Origin of the sequence: Wolbachia endosymbiont of Encarsia formosa (assembly GCF_039540065.1) — a bacterium.
Lineage (GTDB): Bacteria > Pseudomonadota > Alphaproteobacteria > Rickettsiales > Anaplasmataceae > Wolbachia.
Map to the genome: position 1 here is coordinate 591,503 of NZ_CP154278.1, position 18,170 is coordinate 609,672.

Here is an 18,170-nt window from a genome sequence, read left to right on the forward strand (position 1 = left end):
CATATGCTAAAGGTTAGGAACTTGGTTGATTGTTCCAGTTTCTATAATTAGATTTTGTCATATAATATACTCCTTAATTTAAAAATTATACTAATATTAGTAGTGCCTTTCAGGGCAGTAGTATAAATTTATAGTACCTTTTGAAAAAATTTATGACTTGACGACAAAGAGTATTATATTGGTATCATGACTGACTTGGAAAAGATGAGAGAAAAACTGCAGGACCAAATTAATTACCATAATATCTTATATTATCAAAAAAGTAAGCCAGAGATAAGTGACGCCGAATATGATGAACTGAGGAAAAAGTTAGCTGCAATAGAGCCAGAAGCTTATGCAACACAAGATAGTGTTGGTGCTCCGCCTGATGAGAGATTTTCTAAGGTGGAACATCAAGAACCTATGCTTTCTCTTGAGAATGCTTATGATGAACAAGGTGTAGAGAAATTTTTGTCTAAAATAAAGAGATTTTTAATTGCAGATGAAATAGAAATACTATGTGAGCCAAAGATTGATGGATTGTCATTTTCTGCAATTTATGAAGATGGGAAATTTGTTAAAGCTGCAACTCGAGGTGACGGTTTTGTAGGAGAGGATGTAACTCACAATGTTGCAACAATAAAAGACTTTCCTAAGTTTTTACAAGATGTGCAAGGAAGAATAGAAGTAAGGGGTGAAATATATATCAGTAACAGCGACTTTTTAAAGTTAAATGAAAATAATGAATTCGCTAATCCTCGAAATGCAGCTGCTGGTTCTTTAAAGCAATTGAATGCGAACATTACAGCAAAAAGGCCTCTTAGATATTTTGCTTATTCTTTAATTGGTGGAATAGAGAAAAGTCAAAGTGAAGTACTAGAAAAACTTGAGAAACTTGGTTTTTGCGTAAATGAGCATCGTTCCTTAACAAGTAGTTTGGATGGAATGCTGAAGTTCTATAACGAGGTCTATAATTGTCGCTATAACTTGGATTATGATATTGATGGAATAGTATATAAAGTAAATGATTTGGTACTACAAAATCGTCTAGGGAATACTCACAAAGCACCGCGCTCAGCACTTGCATACAAGTTCTCTGCGGTTTATGCAAAAACAAAGTTAAATAAGATATTTATACAGGTGGGCAGAACAGGGGTTTTAACTCCAGTTGCAGATTTAGTGCCAGTCAATATTGGTGGGGTGCTAGTTAGTAGAGCAAGTCTGCATAACCAAGATGAGATAAAACGTAAAGACATAAGAGAGGGAGATATTGTAACAATAAAAAGGGCTGGGGATGTAATTCCTCAAATTGTCAAAGTAGATGAAGGTTCTCGTCATACAAATATGCCTGAATTTGTTTTTCCTGACATATGTCCTGAATGTGGTAGTAAAGTGCAGATTGAAGGAGTTGCAGTAAGATGTCCTAAAGAATTTAATTGCAAGGCTCAAATAGTAGAAAAACTAAAACATTTTGTGTCACAAGATGCATTTGACATTGTTGGCCTTGGTGAAAAACAAATAAAGTTTTTTTATGACCTGGAACTAATAAGACAAATTCCAGACATTTTTATTTTAGAGGAAAGATTAAAAGAGTTTTCCTTAAAAGAGCATCATGGTTGGGGCGAGAAGTCAATAGCTAATCTATTAAGTGCTATACAAAGCAGAAGAGTAATCTCTCTAGATAGGTTCATATTTTCTTTGGGTATCAGATTTATCGGTCAAGTTGCAGCAGAATTGCTCGCAAATTATTATGTATCTTATGATAACTGGTATAATTCGATGTTATCAAATGATGTTGAGTTGGTAGGTATAGATGGTATAGGAGAAAAAGTAGCTGAATCTTTAAAATCGTTTTTTTCTCAGGAACGTAACATTAAAATGTTAAATGACCTTACTGCATATCTGCAAATTCTTCCTGTGAGCTCCAACTCTAGCGATTCTTTTTTGAATAACAAAATTATAGTGTTTACTGGTAAGCTACGTGCTATGAGCAGAGGGGAGGCAAAAGTAAGAGCTAAAGTTTTAGGGGCAAAGATCAGTTCAAGCCTTTCTACTAAAACTGACTATTTAATTGCAGGAGAAGATCCAGGTTCAAAATATAAAAAAGCAATGGAATTGGGTGTGGAAATTTTAGATGAAGAACAGTGGAACAAATTGTGTGATTCATAGAGGTTATTACAATTGACTTGTCAGATTGAGTCTGAACTAGTTGGCTTGTTAAGAGATTTGCATTTTTGAAGTGATTGTAGTTTCTGATTGTGTTTACAATTTTGCATGACAAACGACTCTTTTGATAAGATATAGTTTTTCACTTAAGCAAGGAATCGTATTTTCCAGTTCCTTATATTTTTCCCAAGGAGTTTTTCCTTGAAGAGCGCTATGAGGGCGGTGTTTATTATAATACTCTTCCCAATCCCTAAGTTTAATTTGCAATTCAGAGCTCTTGATGGTAACGATACTGTAAAACTCATCTAAGTCTGTACGCTGTGCTCTTTCCACTTTACCATTTAAGTGTGGAGAAAACGGCTTAATAGGACGAAATTTAATTTTCCATTCCTTCAAACATTCTTGCACCTCATAAGCAAAAAATTCTTGCCCTCTATCAGTTTGAATCCTTTGGCAATGGAAAGGTATTCTTTCTCTTAGTTGTTTTAGGAAATCTAAAGTGTTTTTTGAAGTACTTCTTGAATATAATGCAACAATTTTATAACGTATCTATAGCAGTATATTGATAAAGCCCTGACGATATTTTGCACACATCCATCTGCACACGCTCTCCAGGTACTTTACAGTTATAACGCTTGACATGTTTGCGATAATGACGTTTAACATGCAGAAGACTTACACTATGTTTTTTGAAAATTTTGTGTATAGTAGCCAATGACAAGGATAAATCATATAGACGTCTTAACTCGGTTTCTTGCCCCTAGCTTTCTAGTTTGTCTTAGATGAAGAATAAGCTGCTCATCTGATTCATTGATCTTTTGCAAAGGTGAAGTTTTAGGCTTACTACTGAGATCTACTAATCCTTTTTCACCTAACTCTTCATAACGTTTGTACCATTTACGTAAGGTAAAACGTGAAATACCATAATGCTCTTTCCTGCATGACCAAACTTTTTGTATAGTTTTATCCAACTCAGACGTAGTTTAACCCTAGATTAACTAATTTATCCTTTGCAATTGTAATAAGGTCTATAAACTACTGCAAATCCAAATTTCTATTTGACCTTATATTCTTATTGTAATAACATCTATGAATCACACAACTTATGCAATGTCCGTCCTCCTTGACCTTAAAAAACCATAAATACTATTGGATACACTGATTGCAGTGAGCGGATGCGCCATTCTATTGATTACTGGTAGCAGTTTATCGGTAATACTAGATATCTCTGCTGCTGATATTTTGTGGTCATATATTTCCTCAACATGTGAACTCTTTATCCCATGCCACTGGCATATGTGCTTAAGACCTTTGCTTCAAGTTCTGTTGTTTGTCTTTTTTTGACTATTTGCGGTTCAAAACTTCCCTTCCTATCTCTTGGTGTTAGCAGCTCAAATGAACCTGCACTTGTCCGCAAAGTCTTTCCATTCCTCCCATTTCTGCGATTATTTTCCTCGCTTTCAACAGACAACTATCTCACCTTCCAGACTTGCCTCCAACAGCTTTTTTATAAATGGTGTTAATGCTCCATCTCTTCCCGTTAGCGGTCTACCTTTTCTTATAGATGATAAAATATTTGTTTCTAATTCTTTATAGTCTACCAATCCGGTAGTTCTGTTTGCTATTTTTTGACTCATGTCAAACCTCCATTTTTATATCAATTTATTACTTTTCTTTTCGGTTTGACACAGTTTATTTAACCATAAGCGTCAAGTTAAGAAGCAAGTGTTAGAAAGTTCAATGAGCTTAGTGTGGAGACTCTAATTTTTCTATACCTGTCTTTCACAGAAAATTGTGACCAGTCTGTGGTAAGCTTTTTTAGGAAGATTCTCAAATTATTAATTCTACTGCTTAATGCTAAAAATAACTCCCTAATTCTTCTTTTTAGTTCGATGAATGCCTTTGTTAGACTAAGTTCTGTGTCCTTTTTTAGTTCTGTACAACCAACTATTCCATGAAATATAAGAACTGCACATAATTTAGCATATAATTCACATAATACCCTATATGGCTTTCCTTTCAGTTTATCAAGTCTTATATGGCTCTTATATAATTTGAATAATAGTTCAATTTGCCATCTTGCTCTGTAAATTGTTAATACCTGTTCAGCACTAATTTTATTCTCTGAAACATTAGTTATGAATATTGACCAATTCAATAACTTTTGGTTCCTTTTAGAAGATGTATACCCATGTGATTTTGCTAATCTATTAGCCTTTCTTCTTCTGGCCATGGACTGTTCTTCAGTTAGCTTTTGACATATAATTCTTACTTTAACTTTTGTCTCTTTTCCTAACAGCACATCATTTTCTAGAAATAATTTATCCTCTAAACATTCTAATAACTCTATTTTTTGATTTGTTTCTATATCATATATATTGGTATCAACGACTTATAAAATAAGCTCCTGTTTCATTGAGTTGCTTAAAAGAACTTGGCACAAAATAACCCAGGTCAGATATTAGCAAATCGTTGTTTGATATACTGCTTAAATACCTTATATACCCATGGTCTGACCTTATTCCCTCTGTTATGTTAAGTTGGGTTAATGTTTGATTTAGGTAATCAAAAACTAGTTGTAATTTTATTACAGATTTAGTATTGCTTTCATAACCACTGTAGCTTGTGCCATATCCTTTATACATGTTTTCCATACTATTATGTAGGCTAATATAGCTACTGTCCAATAACTTAACACTTCTAAAGTGCTTCAAAATTCTACAATTAATTTGCAAAATACCTTTAAATAACATTAAAGATTCATTATACATCCTTTTCATAAATTCCACTGCTTCCTCGGTAAATCTAAAGTCTAAACCCTGTTTTGTCATCTCTATCGAGTCTTCATTTAATAATTGACACATTGTTTCTATGCTACAATTATCAACCCCTATATTTCCCAAGACCATGGCTTTTATAAACGATGAACCTCTTAGCTTTCTCTTTCTTTTTATGAACCCTGTTCTAATTGAGATTTTATCTGCTTTTTCATTAAAAAATTCTTTGAGCTTTTTTGATAAGCAAGTTATTTTATTCATTGGTTCTCTCACTAAAAGTATATCTGGGAGAACTTATACCTTATTATTCTATCTCTTTCATACCTTTATTTCCTTAACTTGACGCTTATGGTTTATTTAACACTCCCAATCTTTAACCAGAATCTAAACTACAAAGCTATAATTAAACCTCTGCATTTTACCAATGAACTTCCTTGAACATTTCTCCAATTTTTTTTCTAAATAACTCTTTGCCTATTTAAATAAGTATGTTCAGTATTAGAGCTTTCCAGACCGATACTAGGAGAAAGCTTGACCTTTAAACATCTCTATTAGCTTTAATACAGGAGCAGTTCCTGCTACAATAGCTCCTATAACAGCAGTAGCACCCATGATGAGAAGAATCGGTTGTGCAGTGGTGATTACACAAAGCTCAATACATAAACCAGCAATGACCATACCAACCATTGTACCAATGAAAGCACCTACAATTATGGACGAAACTACAACAATTAATTGTCCTATTTTTGAACTAAGTGGTACTTCTCTTTCACGTCTAACAAAATTTGGCCGCATTCGCCTTCCCGCTCTTCTTCTTTCTCTCATTATTGTATATTCCCTATTTTCGGAGAGATTTAGTGATACTTCACTTGGCTGCATTTGTTCTCCTGGTCTTCTTATACTTTCACTCCTGTTTCCAGAGAATAGTTCTCTGTCAGCTGCTCTATCAAGATCTCTGATGTTATTTAGTATCTCTTGCGTTCTTTGCCTTACTATATTTTCATCCCTGTTGCTAAGGAGAACTCTCCTAGGTTGATTTAGAACATGATCTAATCTCTCATAGTTCCTTGCCCTTCTTTCATTCACGTTTTCAAAGAAGTGGAAATTCAGAAATGTTTCTCTTTCACCTCCAACATAACCTCTTGAATTTCGCTTTGATCTTCCTCCAACATCCTTAATTGTCTTTTCAAATTTTAATAGCGACTTGTTGTTTAGTCTAACATGATTCTGATAATCACAAGCAACAATTCAGTCTAAAATTGGCATTTTTTGACTATCAAATCCTGTACCATGTTCTATATCATCATTAATGTATTCTTTTATTTTTTTAATTATCTCTACTGCTCTTAGCTCCATAGTTTCTATGGTACTATCTTCACTTTCTACCAGTATATTGAAAACAATTCCTAATAACTCCTGTTGTAAATCCTTTCGTTCTTTAATATTCATAATTAGCCTCAACTTTTATATGCTATTTTGCCAAAATAATTTGGCCAAATAAGTAATATATATACGATAATTCTCGTTTAAAAATCTTTTTACATTGGCCTATCTAAGTTATGTTTTAGGATGTAAAAGCTTCTTACTTTAATAATTTATTAAAGTAAACCATATATGGATTGCTATTTAGAAGCAGCTGTTGTACTTTAATCAGAAGGTACAGTAATGTAAGAAGGAGGTACTTTATGTCTTTAAAAAAGAAAATTTCTGAGTTTATAGAGGAACAGCTTGATATAAAATACCATGACAATTACTTGGCTTACACTATACACAATTGGGCTACAAGTGAAATATCTAGATCTGTCGCTCTGTGTATAATTGGTTGTGGCGATTGTGAGATTAAGTATCAAGGTATTGCTAATTCATTTAACATAACGAAAGAAGAAATTAACCAAAGTAATATAGAAAGCATAAAAAATAAGATAGAAAGTGAAGCTAGAAAAGAAGGTAGTGAATTTTCCGAGTTGATTTCTAGAATGGATCAATCGATGAAAGAACAAAGTGAAAAGTCTATTATACAGATTTTAAATTCATCTGCTGAAGAGATGTTAAGGAGTTTTTATGGTAGTTCTATACAGAGGACAGAGGATAAAGAAGTTAGTGTATCCTCTGCTTCACATGAAGAGCCTGCTACAGAAGATTCGGAAACTACTATTAATTCTGATCTTTTATCAATTTAACCAGCTCCCTCATATAAATTTTTTCTGTATCCAAGCTATATGTTTGTGAGAGGATAGTAAGTACTATATTTTTCTATTTCCATTATAACAGATTCGTCTATTTTCATGATAATCTTACTATTTGTACTCTGTCTAGGACTAAGCAATAGAAATAGTAGGATAACAGTAGTCAACCAAGATCACGTACTAGGATGATATAAGTATCATAATTTACGATTAGATTGACATAGAGTAAAGAGTAAATTAAAAATTAAATAGATCTTTTAATGCAGAATAAATGCCTATAGAAATATTGATGCCTGCTCTTTCCCCAACAATGAGTAAAACTGGAGGAAAAATTGTAAAGTGGTGTAAAAAAGAACAAGATAAAGTTGAAATAGGTGATGTAATCGCTGAAATTGAGACTGATAAAGCCATAATGGAGTTTGAATCTGTCGATGAAGGAGTTTTAGCAAAAATTTTAGTGTCGGAAGGAACAAGTGGCGTACCTGTAAATCAACTGATAGCTCTAATGTTAGAGGAAGGGGAAGATAAAAGCGCACTTGATTTAGCTTCTGCCGTCAATACCAAGGTTGAGAAGGAGGTTGAAGCCGATTTTTCATCCAACCCTTCGATTTCATCTAGCTCTTTAATGTCATCCCAGTGTGTGACACTGGGATCTAAAAAAGAGGATAGAGCAACAGAAAATAGAATAAAAGTAAGCCCCTTAGCTAAAAAAATAGCTCAAAATGAAGGTGTTGATATAAAGCGATTAAAAGGTACAGGTCCATATGGTCGTATCATCAAAGCTGATGTATTAGAATTTTTAGATCAAACTAAAAGCTATGAGAGATTTGAGGAAAATACAACAGTTGAAGTAAGCAATATGCGCCAAGTGATAGCGCAGCGCCTAGTTGAATCTAAGCAAAATATTCCACACTTTTATTTAACTGTAGACTGCCACGTTGATAAGCTAATATCGCTCAAAAATGAGGTTAATTCAGCAAATGAAAACAATAAAGTAACAATTAATGACTTAATTATAAAAGCTGTGGCTTTCAGCATGAAAAAATTTCCTGATATAAACTCATCGTGGATAGATACTAAAATAGTAAGATACTCAAATATAGATATCTCAATTGCTGTAGCGCTTGAGGATGGACTGATTACTCCTATAGTAAAAAATGCTGATGAAAAAAGTGTTTTATCTATATCAAAAGAAGTGAAAGATTTAGTAAGTAGGGCAAGATCTGGAAAACTAAAGCCTGAAGAATTTCAAGGAGGAGGATTTACTATCTCCAACTTAGGCATGTTTGGTATAAAAACTTTCAGCGCTATAATCAATCCACCTCAATCTTGCATTATGGCTGTTGGTGAATCTAAAAAACAGCCGGTTGTCATAGGTGAAAAAATAGAGATAGCAGAGATAATGAAAGTTACTCTCTCTGTTGACCACAGAGCAGTTGATGGAGCACTCGGAGCAAAATTTTTAAATGCCTTTAAGTACTATATAGAAAACCCTACGGTGATGCTTCTTGAGCATTTATTATTATAATAAAATTAATACCTCTTAATTTATACTTTTATTAATTGATAGGTTTAGAGGTAAAATATGACTGATAAAAAGATAGAAAAACGTAGTATATTTTTTGATGCTGCAAAATCAAAATTTTCAAACGATAGGTTTCAAATAGATTCCTCGTCTAATGAGTCAATGGATACCATTGATAAAAAATTTAAGTATGAAGTGAAACTTCCAGGTGTTATTCACACTACAACAAGAAAAAATAATGTTGGAAGCGGATTAAATGAGTTAGATCTAAAAAAGAAAAACGAAAACTCTTTCAAGACATCAATAAAGAATATTGAAGAATCAGATAGTAAGAGAAACCAAAGTCATTTGCTGTCTCATGAAGACTCATTTCCAGAACTACCAGCATGTGCATATAAGCCAGCACTGCTGCCAAAACCATCAAAAGAAAAAATAAAGGAAGCTGTAGATAAAATGCGCAATAATAGAAAAGCTCATAATTCTGCAAGTGTTGAAAATGGTGTTAGTTAAGACAGGTTCAAAGTGCACCCGTTCTTATGTAGTGATATAGATGGATATGTAGCTCCTGACAAACGTGACCGTAATCTAGAAAGGTGTAGGGTTACACATGCTAGCAGTAAGCTTGAAGCACAAATGGAAAGAAAGCATGGGTTTCAATCAGATCCAAGTGTTAAGCATGTAAAGGCTGATACTGTAGTATGTTCTATTACTAAAGGTCATGACAAAAAAGGCGTTAAATCTGATGTCTCATATACACAAGAGCCTACATCAGAAATGTCTAAGGTTAATGTGAGAGAATTAGCAAATAGGTTCCGTGGCTAATCATTATTGGATTTTTCGAATAACAATTGCTTAAGATTTTATAAACTGTGCATATAGTACTCTATAATAGAAAGAGAAGTGTGACAACTTCTCTCTTTCTTAACCACTTGCTGAAGAACGTTTATCTTCTGTGTCATCTGGTGATGGAGCAACTAATCTACTCAAAATCTCATCTTTTGGTCCCATAGCATAAATAACACCATCTGACATGACGATCACTGTATTGACTGCAGATAGTAGCTGTAGCTTATGAGTGATGATAACAGTGGTAGTATTTTGCTCTCTTGCAACATTGATTGCATTAATCAAGCGCGCCTCTCCATTACTGTCTAAGTTAGCATTCGGTTCATCAAGCACTAAAAGCTTAGTATTACCATAGAAAGCCCTTGCAAGTCCAAGAAGCTGTTTTTGGCCACCAGAGAGTATTACTCCTCCAGGTCCTCCTATTGTTGTATCATACCCATTTGGTAAGCTCAGTATTAATTCATGTATTCCTGCAATTTTTGCTGCTTTGATTATTTCTTCAGGATTTGGATCTGGTCTCATGCGGGCAATATTAGCTTTAACGCTCGTGTTAAATAACTCAATATCTTGAGGTAAGTAACCAACATAATTACCAAAGTTCTCTCGATTCCAAGTATATACATCAGCACCATCTAGTCTGACTACACCTGATATGGGTTTCCAAACACCAACGGTTAGTTTTGCAATGGTCGATTTACCAGAAGCACTTGCACCAATAACACCAACAACATCCCCTGGTTCTATTACAAATGAGATTCCTTTTACTGTTGGCTTATTGCTCCCATAAGGAGTAAAAAATACCCTATCAAATTCCAACTTCCCTTCAGGCTCTGGTAGAGCCATAGTTTGCTCTCTTTTTGGGGATGTTAGGATAAGTCTTTGCAGCCTGCCATATGACATCCTGGCTTGATTTAAAAATTTCCAAGTATGAACTGCTGCATCAAATGGAGCCAATACTCTACCCATCAAAATCGAGGCAGCAATGATACTACCGGCAGTTTTGTGAGCTGTAATTGAAAGTAATGCTCCTGTTCCAATTACTGATATTTGCAGAGTTGAGCGTAGAAACTTAGTAATCCCAGTAATCACATTAGAACGATTCTGTGCTGTGACTTGCATTGCACGATTTTGATCATTCCGTTTACACCAATCAGAAACTATAAATTCTGACATACCCATAGCCTCAACCACCTCTGCATTTCTTGTTGCAACATCTATAGCATTAATATTACGTATAGTTTCTTCATTAGTCTCTCGCAGTATACTCTTAGTGGCAAGTTCATTCCATACTGCCATTGAAACTAATATAATGATCCCGGCAATAGCTATAAACCCTGTAGAGGTATGTATCATAAAGATCACAACAAGGTAGATTAACGACCATGGAGTATCGAATAGTGAAAATATACCATTTCCTGTAATGAAATTTTTTATTACCCCAAGATCTCGTATTGCTTCACCACTTGAAGTTGAGCTTTGCACTGATGTTAATCTAATTGACCTTACTATTAGGTCTGGTGTTGCAGTTTTATCGATCCAATCACCTATTTTTGCCATAGCTAAATATCGACAAGTTTCAAGCATTGCAGAACATGCAAACGCAGATAAAGTAATAATCGTCAGCATAACTAGTGTTGACACACTCTCGCTCGATATCACTCGATCAAGTACCTGAGAGGTATAAAGTGGCAAAAATAACATTAACGCATTAATCCCTGAGCTAAACCAGAAAATAAACCAAAACGCACTCTTGCACTTCTCTAGACAAGTATATAGTATACTTTGCTTTAATTCCTTTTTTATTGACGGAGTGATTTCCACAATCTTCCTTTTAATTTTATTATATTCACCATATATAATTTTTGTTTCAAAAGTATTAACAGCTATTGCCTTACCCTATCGTTAACATAATAAAATATTAACATATGCGAATAGGGAAACATAAACTTTTTTATAGCAAGACTATCTAATTCCTTCTCTACTATAACCTTGCCAATTGTTCTATGTTTTCCTTATCTACTACTCAATGACAGTTTACTAGAATTCTTACTATCACTCCTCTGAAAGTTGATGATATCAGGGTCAGGGACTATACTCTGTATCTTTTTTCTTTCTACATGATCAGGAAGTGTTTCATAAGTTATAATTGCTCTTTTTCTTATACAAGATGGACTTGAATATACCCTTGGTCTATATCTTTCGCATTTAAAACAGTCAACAATAATCCCCTCCTCAAGGTTAGAAAGTATTAGAGATGGAGATTTACTAACTTCCTTATCACTCACAGGATTATTTGCACTACCATCACTCACATGACACGCTGCACTATGATTGTTACCACACTCTTCTCTTGAGGTTGAACCGCTTGGATTAAAAGGAGTCGAAAATATTAAATACTTATTGGTATCACCAAATCGTTTTATCAACCCACAGTTTTCTTCATTCATTCTTGTAATATTCTCTTGATTAGCACCTTCTGATAGGCTTGATGAAGAAATAAGATCTTCTTTTTTCTTACTAAAGATACTGACTCTTTTTAGCTTGGTTGCAACATTCTTGAATTTGTTTTTCGGAGTTTTGGGTTTACTTTCTGAATCCTCATTTATAGCAATTACACATGATGGATTATCTAACTTGTCCATTATATTTTGTACTCTACTGTTGCGTCTTACATACTGATCAAGCTTTTCTCCTAAATTGCCCAGAAAAGAAGAACTTCTTCTTTCTGCTAACACTGTACTATCACACCTATTCATTTTCTGAGAAGAAATATTGAGTTTGTCTCTACTCTCTAAGCTAACTGCATGCATAAGCTTGTCAAGCATACTTTTCACTTGTAAAATGCCTTCTGAATTCTTTGCTAGTTGTTCCAATATTGCGTTGTATCCTTCTGAATTATGAACTTCTACTATTGTCTTGGCTAACTTTCCTGTGACCTCTTCAATTCTGTTTATTTTTTCAGTATAGCTTTCTATCTTACGTTTAATAGGTTCTTTTTTAGTGCCAATCATGAAGTTGGATAACATAAATAAAAGTGATAGGATAGAAGAGAACATGACAATAAAGTCAAAAAATTTTTTTATTGCAGATTCTGACTGCTGATTATTGGGAATGAAAAAATAACTAATAGAATTTGATGCTAACATGAGTATGGTAATGAATTCTAAAATCTTTCGGCTTTTTTCTTGATATCCTAGCTCAAGTTTATCATATTTCCCTTTGAGGTTTTCCCGTATTTCATAAAAAGAATCTAAAAATAACTTCAAGATACTTATATTTTTATATTCAAGAGCATATTATAAAAATGTTTTTCCTTTATTATCTTTTATGTCAAAATTTATTTTCTTATTTATAATTTTCCCTCTGTTGATGGTTGTTAGGTATAATAAGGCTTTAATAGCTTTTTCCCTTAAGTGCTCATTTTGTTTACGCTTTTCTAAAACCAACTTTTTCAAAAATTGACCTTGCTTAAAATCCTCATCTAAGATTCTTTCAAAATCATTATCATGCATTACAAGATATTGTAATGGTGTTCTGTCAGATTTAGATACAACATTTAACATTTTCTCAGTATAGTGATAATTATCTGTTATAAAATATTCTATTACTTCAGCATTAAGGGTCATGGCAGCTAAGTGTAAAGGTGTAAGTTTATGATTGTTTGTGTTAAAGAGTTTTCTAATAGTTGATTTAGAAACGCTTTCAATAATATACTGAGAACATACTACGCCATCGGCAAGAGCAGCCATGTGTAGCAGTGTATTGTTATTTTCATCGTTGCGAGAAAATAATACTTCAACGCTATTAGCCAAGTTTCTCTTTACAAGCTTTTCCGCTAAAAATTCAAGACATTCCTTGTTACCACTTAAAGCAGCTACAAATAGCAACTCTTTTTGTGTGTTTTGCTCTAACAAAATATCAATTGGACTCTCTTGCATCAAATACTGAGAGCATTCTTTACTTCCACTTAACATAGATAAGTGCAGTAAAGTTTGTCTATTTTCATTTTTTTTATCTAAAATCTCTTCTATTTCTCCTTTTTGTATAAGAGAGAAAAGGTGCTCAAGGCATGATTTATTGCCAACACGCGCTGCCATATGAAAGACGGTGTCACCGTTGCTATTCTCACGCAAAACCTCTTGGTAAACGTCAAATTTCTTCTCTTTCAACTTTTTTTTCTATCATGCTTAAAAACGATAAATCAAGTTCGGCAGCAAAATGTAAAGGGGTGTTTCCTTCATTATTACTCTTATTTACTTGCATGCTTCTGTCTATTAATAGACTCACACATTTTTTTCTTAGTTCTGTTTCTGTATTACTCGATAGAGCTAAGTGTAGGGCCATATTTCCTTTGCGTGTTTCTGTGCTTAAATCGTAATCAGGAAATTTATTGAGTAAAAATGTTAGACAATCATACTTCCCGTACATTGCAGCCAAATGTACAAGATCTCTTCTATGCTCACCTTTAGATTTAAGAATGCTATTTTCTATATTTTCATGAAATAGCTCTATACAATCTGCATTACCATGTATAATAGCAATATGTAAAGGGGTGTTACCTTGCTTATTTTTAACAATTTTTGTACCTAATTCACAAAACACTTTTATTAGGTGTTTATTTCCATTTTGTGCAGCTATATGCAATGGGGTATTACTATCTACATCTTGTTGATTAATTTCACTTTTTAGCCTACCTAACAATTTTAGATGATCTATAAGAAAATTTATAGCATTGCCTTGATCAACTTTAGCACCTGCAATCTTGTGCAAAGGATTCTCATTATATTGATTTTTTAAAAATTGTACTTGATTATCAATGAAGAATTTTACGCACTCAGCATTTCCAGATTGTGCAGCATAGTGTAATGCGTTATTTCCATATTTATCTGTTTTAATTTTCTCCCTATCAAAAATTCCTTTTGCTGTAAATATTTCTTTTAAATGTTCTAGGAGGTTAGAACTTCCGCTTCTGGCAGCATAGTGTAACTCAGTTTTATTATTGGTAGTGCAACTCAAATCTGCTTCATTTTCCGTGAGAATTTTAAAGCATTCTTTATTGCCAGATTTAGCCGCATAGTGTAGTGGTGTTTTACCATCTCTATCTTTATTCCTTACTGCTTCTTCAATGTCAAAATCAGAACTTTCTATCACAAAACGTAAAATATCTTCTTTACCCGACTCAGCTAAGTAATGTAGAAGTGTTTTATCATTACTATCTGCAAAATTCTCCAATTTTATAATCAATTCTCTGCTCATACCAAGAATTAGAGATACAGCTATTTCAACATGAATATCATAATTCCTATTTTTCTTTTGTTCTTCCCAAATTCTTTCAATAGCCACTGTTAATAGCGAAGAACCATCAGTACTTGTTATATTCCATCCATCTTGACAAAATTTTTCAGCTAATGAATCACTTATATTTTCTGCTAAAATCCTGCTTTTTATACAATCAAGATTATTAGTACATATATTATAGTTTTCTTCTTGAGTTACTTTATTAATATAATCATATATGATTATTAGGTCTTGCTTATTGACTTTATCTTCTGAATTGCTTTGTAATGAAGAGAGGTCAATCTTACTAATTGCTCTGGTCATACCAATGGTTCCCGCAGCAAATAAACCTGAACTGAGTGTCGCGCTTGTACTAGATTGATCTTTGAAAACACTAGTAACTGTATTTTTGAACATACTGTACCTCATAAATAGTAATGCTGGTAGTTAATAAGGCTTTCCACTATAATTTTCAAGCCTACAAAAATTCACCAGCGGCCGCATTATATAGTAGATAATTTTTTGTGCTAGTAATATTTTTCTAATTCCCACTTTGGCCTTGGTGCAAAGTCAAGAGAGTCTACATAGCTTCTCTGTAACCTTTCAATTCCTGTCCATCCAACCATCACTGCATTGTCTGTACATAAATTGCTTGGAGGAGAAAGCACGTTCAAGTCTATGTGCTTTTTTAATCTCTCTTTCAGGAAATTATTTGCTGCAACTCCACCAGTAATTACAAAATCATTAATTTTAATATTTAAGGATGAAGCAATAGTAATTGCATTTTTGACTCTATCAAGTAGTATGTCGCTGACACACTCTTGAAATGAGGCACACATATCACATACATCCTGTTCATTCATTACAAGTTCTCGTATTAAGTTTTTTACTGCTGTTTTAATTCCAGAAAACGAAAAGTCACATCCGGAGCGTTTTGTCATCGCCCTTGGCAGTTTAAATCTCATACCATCACCTTTTTTAGCTAATTTTTCAATCAATGGACCTCCTGGATAGCTTAGACCCAGCATCTTAGCGACTTTGTCAAATGCTTCTCCTAATGAGTCATCAAGCGTTTCTCCAAGTTTGATGTATTTACCTACATCCTGTGCAATTAAAAATTGACAATGGCCACCTGATATCAGTAGGACTAAAAACGGAAATTTAACTTCATATAGTAGCCTAACAACTAACGCATGTGCTTCTAAGTGATTGACTGCAATAAACGGTTTTTGTGCTACATGCGCAATTGCTTTAGCCATCATTGTACCAACTATTAATCCACCTATGAGTCCTGGTCCTGATGTCGCTGCAATTGCATCCAAATCACAAAAACTAAGGTTATATTTTTCCATAGCACTTTTTATTAAACCACTTAAATGCTTCATATGAGCACGCGATGCTATTTCGGGAATCACTCCACCGCACTTTTTATGTTCTGCCTGAGAAAGAATTTCGTGAGCAAGAACTTGCTTGTTGCTATTTACAATTGCAACTGCAGTTTCATCGCAGCTTGTTTCAATAGCTAAAATAGTCTTCATAAATACTTTGATTATAAAAAACTATACCTTGAAATGCTGTAGAAGTTAACTGGAAAACATATATACCTTGAGCTAAATCTACACTATTACCTATTTTGCTGACTTATAGATGCAGTTCTAGATCAAATAGCGTCCTTCCTAAACCCTTTCCATGAATTAATCAGCAACTCATTTTCATTATATTCTCTTGGTCAGAAATCTTAATTTCTTTCTTTACCCTGTAATAAACCTTTTGCCAATTTCCAACTTATGGGATAAAATCGCTTTCATTATTAAAAATCCTTAATAATAGAAGAAGGATTACTAAGTTCTATTCTTTCCGTTGAAGATATATCAAGAATCTCAAATTCTGTATCCATGTTTTCAATTCTATGGCCAATAGCACTGCTAATAAAAAACCTTCTTTATTAGAGTTCTCCTATCCTTTTTCTGTATTGAGTAACGCTGATTTTACCACACCTAGATTTACACTCGTATAAAAATGTTCTGCTTTTTTATCTTTATCCTTACCGTTGCTCTCAATGTTTTTGTAAGAAAAAGATGTGCTTGATACACAGATTAATAACAACATTGAAATAGCTGTTTTTAGTAGTGATATTTATACTAATAATAAATATCTTTGGTATGCTATACTAGTAATAAAACAAGTCAATCTTTTAATAAAAGTAAGTTTTTAAGTGGTAGGTACCTACCACTCAATGAACTAGATATAAAACCTAAATCCAATTTCTACTATATGAGAATGAGAATGATATCTATCATAATCTTGAAGCTGCTTTATCTTAGGAGTATTATTTAGCAAACCAAGAAATTTGTAACCAAAAGATATCTCAGTTGAACTACTTGAACGATAGCTTAAACCAAACTTTCCCTGATAAGCTTTTATGAAATCATCTTTCGTGTCAAAATTGATGTATCGGCTTAATTGGGCTAATCCTACACCAAAACCAATTTATGGAGTAAAAAGACTGCTATTATTAAAGTGATAGTAACCATTTGTCATTAGCATAAGAGTGGGGATGCCTTCGTCTCCACTCGTTGGAGTCATACTCTCAATCTCAATACTAAAATCTTCAAATTTACAACCAGCAGAGGCACTGAATAATTTGTTCACTAAGTCATGAAAAGGATGAAGTTTTTGACCTACGGTCAAACCTACATAACACTCCTGTTTTTTTCATTTTTATGCTCATTCTCACTGTTGCTTGCACTTTTTTCAAAAGCAAAAGATGCACTTGACACACAAATTAATAACAACATTACAATAGCTGTTTTTAATAATGATTTTTTACTTAATATGCTCATAATAAATATCCTCAATATATTACTCTATTAAGAGTATATAATTAATATATTATTAATACAAGTAATTTTTTTAACTTTACTATTATTGCCTGCTTTACTGACTTGTAGCTACAGTAACATATTCTAAATTAGGTAGTGGTCTGCTTAAACCCTTCCGTTAGCAGCCCATTCTATAATGCTCTCTCTGGCAGATATCCTAATTTCTTCCTTTAGTGTTGTAACAAATCCCTGGGATTTTATTTCTTTCTCTTCTGATATTTCTTCCCCATTTGCACGCATTATTACCCTGATACACTTTGCTATGACAGCATTGCGGGATATTTGTACTTCCCTTCCCATCAGCACATCAATAAAATCATCAGACAATTTTACCTCTTTTCAGCCCATTAGGAGATATTACTGGTTGTTTATATCGCCCTAGAACACAACCTACTGAACCTTTTAGCATATTTACTATAAGATCTCTAGTGCTTACCTCAGGTGGCAAGTCTATATTTGCATGCATCTCTTTATTATATCTCATCACTAGCATTGTAAAATGCTAGAATTACCTTATCAATGAAAATCACAA

The 18,170-nt window shown here is 33.5% G+C and carries 19 protein-coding genes and 2 pseudogenes; 5 read left to right on the forward strand and 16 right to left on the reverse strand.

The genetic code is table 11. The features are described 5' to 3' along the window. Positions 1-186: 186 nt before the first annotated feature. Positions 187-2,148: an NAD-dependent DNA ligase LigA gene (gene ligA, locus AAE962_RS03150; RefSeq protein ID WP_343289538.1), complete on the forward strand. Its 1,962-nt coding sequence runs from the start codon at positions 187-189 to the stop codon at positions 2,146-2,148. A gap of 93 nt (positions 2,149-2,241) precedes the next feature. Here ligA and AAE962_RS03155 read toward each other — a convergent pair whose 3' ends face one another. The 6 genes and pseudogenes from AAE962_RS03155 to AAE962_RS03180 form a co-directional block, all read right to left on the reverse strand. Continuing rightward, complete coding sequence (locus tag AAE962_RS03155; RefSeq protein WP_343288788.1) at positions 2,242-2,553, reverse strand: integrase core domain-containing protein; 312 nt, start codon at positions 2,551-2,553, stop codon at positions 2,242-2,244. 320 nt (positions 2,554-2,873) lie between these two features. Next, complete coding sequence (locus AAE962_RS03160) at positions 2,874-3,116, reverse strand: helix-turn-helix domain-containing protein (protein WP_343288912.1); 243 nt, start codon at positions 3,114-3,116, stop codon at positions 2,874-2,876. Between the two features lie 103 nt (positions 3,117-3,219). Then, positions 3,220-3,782: pseudogene (locus AAE962_RS03165) on the reverse strand (transposase); the annotation flags it as partial. Between the two features lie 77 nt (positions 3,783-3,859). Beyond that, positions 3,860-5,183, reverse strand: a pseudogene (locus AAE962_RS03170) (IS4 family transposase). A gap of 258 nt (positions 5,184-5,441) precedes the next feature. Next, positions 5,442-6,008 (reverse strand): hypothetical protein, encoded by a 567-nt coding sequence (locus AAE962_RS03175; protein WP_343289539.1) that lies wholly within the window; start codon positions 6,006-6,008, stop codon positions 5,442-5,444. Positions 6,009-6,170: 162 nt separating this feature from the next. Then, entirely contained in the window at positions 6,171-6,371 is a 201-nt protein-coding gene (locus tag AAE962_RS03180) for a hypothetical protein (protein ID WP_343289540.1), read from the reverse strand. A 236-nt stretch (positions 6,372-6,607) separates the two neighbouring features. Here AAE962_RS03180 and AAE962_RS03185 point away from each other — a divergent pair, with 236 nt between their 5' ends. The 4 genes from AAE962_RS03185 to AAE962_RS03200 all read left to right on the forward strand — a co-directional run bounded on the left by AAE962_RS03185 (position 6,608) and on the right by AAE962_RS03200 (position 9,455). Next, on the forward strand, positions 6,608-7,102 hold the full coding sequence (locus AAE962_RS03185; RefSeq protein ID WP_343289541.1) for a hypothetical protein: 495 nt from the start codon (positions 6,608-6,610) through the stop codon (positions 7,100-7,102). A 277-nt stretch (positions 7,103-7,379) separates the two neighbouring features. Next, positions 7,380-8,636, forward strand: coding sequence for a pyruvate dehydrogenase complex dihydrolipoamide acetyltransferase (locus AAE962_RS03190; RefSeq protein WP_343289542.1), 1,257 nt, complete (start codon positions 7,380-7,382; stop codon positions 8,634-8,636). Between the two features lie 57 nt (positions 8,637-8,693). Next, entirely contained in the window at positions 8,694-9,143 is a 450-nt protein-coding gene (locus AAE962_RS03195) for a hypothetical protein (RefSeq protein ID WP_343289543.1), read from the forward strand. 12 nt (positions 9,144-9,155) lie between these two features. Next, positions 9,156-9,455 (forward strand): hypothetical protein, encoded by a 300-nt coding sequence (locus AAE962_RS03200; RefSeq protein WP_343289544.1) that lies wholly within the window; start codon positions 9,156-9,158, stop codon positions 9,453-9,455. Between the two features lie 99 nt (positions 9,456-9,554). On the opposite strand, the gene AAE962_RS03205 is transcribed toward AAE962_RS03200, so the two are convergent. From AAE962_RS03205 to AAE962_RS03250, 10 genes are all read right to left on the reverse strand, one after another. After that, positions 9,555-11,300 carry a type I secretion system permease/ATPase gene (locus AAE962_RS03205; RefSeq protein ID WP_343289545.1) on the reverse strand — a complete coding sequence of 582 codons (1,746 nt, stop codon included), beginning with the start codon at positions 11,298-11,300 and terminating at the stop codon, positions 9,555-9,557. Positions 11,301-11,491: 191 nt separating this feature from the next. After that, entirely contained in the window at positions 11,492-12,745 is a 1,254-nt protein-coding gene (locus AAE962_RS03210; RefSeq protein ID WP_343289546.1) for a hypothetical protein, read from the reverse strand. A gap of 30 nt (positions 12,746-12,775) precedes the next feature. Then, positions 12,776-13,648, reverse strand: coding sequence for an ankyrin repeat domain-containing protein (locus tag AAE962_RS03215; RefSeq protein ID WP_343289547.1), 873 nt, complete (start codon positions 13,646-13,648; stop codon positions 12,776-12,778). Then, positions 13,629-15,173 carry an ankyrin repeat domain-containing protein gene (locus tag AAE962_RS03220; protein WP_343289548.1) on the reverse strand — a complete coding sequence of 515 codons (1,545 nt, stop codon included), beginning with the start codon at positions 15,171-15,173 and terminating at the stop codon, positions 13,629-13,631. The genes AAE962_RS03215 and AAE962_RS03220 overlap by 20 nt, the downstream gene beginning before the upstream one ends. Positions 15,174-15,283: 110 nt before the next feature. After that, positions 15,284-16,294, reverse strand: coding sequence for a tRNA (adenosine(37)-N6)-threonylcarbamoyltransferase complex transferase subunit TsaD (gene tsaD / locus AAE962_RS03225; RefSeq protein ID WP_343289549.1), 1,011 nt, complete (start codon positions 16,292-16,294; stop codon positions 15,284-15,286). A 418-nt stretch (positions 16,295-16,712) separates the two neighbouring features. Then, a complete protein-coding gene (locus tag AAE962_RS03230; protein ID WP_343289550.1) occupies positions 16,713-16,865 on the reverse strand; it encodes a hypothetical protein in 153 nt (50 codons plus the stop codon). Positions 16,866-17,246: 381 nt separating this feature from the next. Further along, positions 17,247-17,447 carry a hypothetical protein gene (locus AAE962_RS03235; RefSeq protein ID WP_343289551.1) on the reverse strand — a complete coding sequence of 67 codons (201 nt, stop codon included), beginning with the start codon at positions 17,445-17,447 and terminating at the stop codon, positions 17,247-17,249. A gap of 2 nt (positions 17,448-17,449) precedes the next feature. Further along, entirely contained in the window at positions 17,450-17,599 is a 150-nt protein-coding gene (locus AAE962_RS03240) for a hypothetical protein (protein WP_343289552.1), read from the reverse strand. A gap of 144 nt (positions 17,600-17,743) precedes the next feature. Further along, complete coding sequence (locus AAE962_RS03245) at positions 17,744-17,965, reverse strand: hypothetical protein (RefSeq protein ID WP_143689851.1); 222 nt, start codon at positions 17,963-17,965, stop codon at positions 17,744-17,746. Then, positions 17,958-18,122: a hypothetical protein gene (locus AAE962_RS03250; RefSeq protein ID WP_343289553.1), complete on the reverse strand. Its 165-nt coding sequence runs from the start codon at positions 18,120-18,122 to the stop codon at positions 17,958-17,960. Before AAE962_RS03250 ends, AAE962_RS03245 begins: the two co-directional genes overlap by 8 nt. Positions 18,123-18,170 lie beyond the last annotated feature (48 nt).

Excerpts from the sequence above, each read along its gene's own strand:
- ligA (WP_343289538.1), top strand. The coding sequence starts at position 187 with ATGACTGACTTGGAAAAGATGAGAGAAAAACTGCAGGACCAAATTAAT.
- AAE962_RS03220 (WP_343289548.1), bottom strand. The coding sequence starts at position 15,173 with ATGTTCAAAAATACAGTTACTAGTGTTTTCAAAGATCAATCTAGTACA.
- AAE962_RS03230 (WP_343289550.1), bottom strand. The coding sequence starts at position 16,865 with ATGTTGTTATTAATCTGTGTATCAAGCACATCTTTTTCTTACAAAAAC.
- AAE962_RS03195 (WP_343289543.1), top strand. The coding sequence starts at position 8,694 with ATGACTGATAAAAAGATAGAAAAACGTAGTATATTTTTTGATGCTGCA.
- tsaD (WP_343289549.1), bottom strand. The coding sequence starts at position 16,294 with ATGAAGACTATTTTAGCTATTGAAACAAGCTGCGATGAAACTGCAGTT.
- AAE962_RS03250 (WP_343289553.1), bottom strand. The coding sequence starts at position 18,122 with ATGAGATATAATAAAGAGATGCATGCAAATATAGACTTGCCACCTGAG.
- AAE962_RS03240 (WP_343289552.1), bottom strand. The coding sequence starts at position 17,599 with ATGAGCATATTAAGTAAAAAATCATTATTAAAAACAGCTATTGTAATG.
- AAE962_RS03185 (WP_343289541.1), top strand. The coding sequence starts at position 6,608 with ATGTCTTTAAAAAAGAAAATTTCTGAGTTTATAGAGGAACAGCTTGAT.
- AAE962_RS03180 (WP_343289540.1), bottom strand. The coding sequence starts at position 6,371 with ATGAATATTAAAGAACGAAAGGATTTACAACAGGAGTTATTAGGAATT.
- AAE962_RS03190 (WP_343289542.1), top strand. The coding sequence starts at position 7,380 with ATGCCTATAGAAATATTGATGCCTGCTCTTTCCCCAACAATGAGTAAA.